Origin of the sequence: Micromonospora sp. NPDC049580 (assembly GCF_040675595.1) — a bacterium.
Lineage (GTDB): Bacteria > Actinomycetota > Actinomycetes > Mycobacteriales > Micromonosporaceae > Micromonospora.
This window is the reverse complement of the sequence record NZ_JBFAPG010000670.1, coordinates 1-2,553: the sequence shown is the minus strand read 5'-3', so window position 1 is coordinate 2,553 and position 2,553 is coordinate 1. Positions and strand designations below refer to the sequence as shown.

General features: G+C 70.0%; 3 protein-coding genes. 1 reads left to right on the top strand and 2 read right to left on the bottom strand.

The window, feature by feature from the left end; genetic code table 11:
• Positions 1 to 16 precede the first annotated feature (16 nt).
• Together AB0J68_RS30805 and AB0J68_RS30800 are read right to left on the bottom strand one after the other, a co-directional pair.
• Entirely contained in the window at positions 17 to 901 is an 885-nt protein-coding gene (locus AB0J68_RS30805; RefSeq protein WP_363942238.1) for a S41 family peptidase, read from the bottom strand.
• A gap of 84 nt (positions 902 to 985) precedes the next feature.
• Positions 986 to 1,651, bottom strand: coding sequence for a TetR family transcriptional regulator (locus AB0J68_RS30800; RefSeq protein WP_363942236.1), 666 nt, complete (start codon positions 1,649 to 1,651; stop codon positions 986 to 988).
• A gap of 100 nt (positions 1,652 to 1,751) precedes the next feature.
• Between AB0J68_RS30800 and AB0J68_RS30795 the strand changes: the two genes are divergently transcribed.
• The coding region (locus tag AB0J68_RS30795) for an oxidoreductase (protein ID WP_363942234.1) at positions 1,752 to 2,553 on the top strand (802 nt) is incomplete at its 3' end.

Genomic DNA, 2,553 nt, shown 5'->3' with positions numbered 1-2,553 from the left:
GTCCCGCCGCGCGCGCCTATGCGCCCGAGATGGCCTTGAGTGCCGTGTCGAGTGCCTGGTCGGCCGGGACGGGTACGTCGGGGACCACTCCGACGCCTTCCCAGTTGGTGCCGGTGACGCTGTTGATGGTCCGGGCGGTCGGCACGGTCACCAGGATGTGTTCGGTGACCGGGTGGCGGGCCGTCGGATGCGCGCCGCCGCGGGTCGTCTCACCGACGACGACCGCCCGGCCGTGCGCCTGGAGGGTGTACGCCACGTCCTCGCCCCCGGAGAACGTCATCGCGCTGGTGAGCACAGAGACCGGGCGGTCCGCGTAGCGCGGCGCGGGAAGGTGCGCGGCAGTCCAGAACTGGCGAGTGCTGCCGGTGGACCGCTCGTAGAAGTCGTTGAGGTGCACCTGATCGTCGCGGAAGAAGTAGCTGCACCACATCGCGGCTCCCTCCGGTGCTCCGCCGGAGCACGCGCGCAGGTCCAGGATGAGCGCGGAGCTGAGGGCGACCAGTTGCATGGCCGCGCCGATCGCAGCGGCACCTTCGTCGGCGTACGCGATGCGCCGCACGTCGATCAGCCCGACGTTCCCGTCCACCTGCTCGACCCGGCGGATCCCCTGGTTCTCCGCCCTGAGCAGCGCGAGGAACGCGGCCCGGCCCCCGTCTTCGTCCGCCGGATCGAGCGACTGCGGCTGGTCGGCCCAGAGCAGCCGCAGATGCTTGTCCGGGCACACCTGCTGAAGGTGAGCGGTCACCGTCTCGCAGAGCGCCGGCCCGTCCAGGTCGTCGTACTCGCCGGCCTTGAGGCGGCGCCGGATCGCGGCGTCGATGTCCACGACTTTCGCAGGAAAGACGTACCCTGCCTCGATCCGATCCAGGGCCTGTTCGATTATCTGTTCGTTTGAGAGCACGGCGGGCCACGGTAGACCACGAGCAGCCTCGTGACCATCGAATTCCGCGCAGCCCCGGGTGCCGAGCTTCCGAGCCGCATCGGACTAGGAGCGCGGCAGCATGCCCACGAGCGATGTGATGATGGCAAGCCGCAGGGCTGTCCGCAGGTCGATGTGGTGAACCGCGAGCGCCGGCTCGGACTCATACACGGCGAGCAGGCTCGGCGGCGGCGAGGTGTAGGCGGACAGTGCGCCAGCCATCAGCAAGGCGTTCAGGCAGAACAGCTCGGCGCGGTCGCCGACCTCGGGCAGGTGCCGCCGGATGAGGTCGGCCATCACCGCGAGGTTGGCCAGTGAGGCGCGCTTGTGCCGGCGGACCGCCTCGACCGAGACGTTGTGTTCGAGCACCCCGCCCTGCGCACCGAAGAGATCACAGAGCACCGTCTGGGCGGCGAGCGACCGGCTGAGCACGTCCGCCGTCTGCTCGGCCCGTTCCAGCGCGGACCCGCTCGGGTCGACGCCCTGGCCCAGTTCCTGCTCCAGCTCGGCCAGCCAGGTCGTCGTCCGGTCGTCCATCAGGTCGAGCAGCACCGCTTCGCGGGACTCGAAATAGCGCAGCACGGCCGTCTTGGCCAGGCCCACCCGCCGGCTCAGCTCGTTCAGCGTCACCTCGGCCACCGGCATCTCGTCGAGCATCGCCGAGGTGGTTTCCAGGATCGCCTGGCGCCGGACCGCGCGCTGCTCCTCGCTGCGCGCCCGCTGGAACGTCATGTCGCCAACCCTAACTTAGGTACCGCCGGTCTCTTGACAGTGTACCGGCGGTACTTTACCGTTCAGGCATAACTTACCGGCGGTACATTGGGAGCCTGAGATGAACTGGACCGAGCAGCAGATTCCGCGCCAGGACGGCCGGGTGGCCGTGGTCACCGGGGCCAACACCGGGCTGGGCTTCGAGACCGCCCGGCTGCTCGCCGAGCGCGGGGCGTCCGTCGTGCTGGCCGTGCGCGACACCGAGAAGGGCAAGCGGGCCGCCGCCCGGATGAACGGCGACGTCTCCGTACAGGAACTGGATCTGACCTCGCTGGACTCCGTGCGCGCGGCCGCGGCCGACCTGCGCGCCGCCCACCCGCGGATCGACCTTCTGATCAACAACGCAGGCGTGATGTACACCCCGAAGCAGACCACCCGCGACGGCTTCGAGATGCAGTTCGGCACCAACCACCTGGGCCACTTCGCGCTCACCGGGCTGCTGCTCGACCTGCTGCTGCCCGTGCCCGGCTCCCGGGTGGTCACGGTCAGCAGCGTCGGCCACCGCATCCGCGCCGCCATCCACTTCGACGACCTGCAGTGGGAGCGTTCGTACGGCCGGGTCGCCGCCTACGGCCAGTCGAAGCTCGCCAACCTGATGTTCACCTACGAGTTGCAGCGTCGGCTCGCCCCGCACGGCACCACGGTCGCGGTGGCCGCACACCCCGGCGTCTCCAACACCGAACTGGTCCGCAACTCCCCGGCGGTCGTCCGCGCACCGATCACCTGGCTCGCCCCGGTGATCACCCAGCCCGCGACGGCGGGCGCGTTGCCCACCCTGCGACCCGACAGCCCGACATTCTGGTTCGCCGGCCAGATCGGGCTGATCGCTGGCTTCATCACGGCCTGGCCCGCCGCCTCCTGGC

Excerpts from the sequence above, each read along its gene's own strand:
- AB0J68_RS30800 (WP_363942236.1), bottom strand. The coding sequence starts at position 1,651 with ATGACGTTCCAGCGGGCGCGCAGCGAGGAGCAGCGCGCGGTCCGGCGC.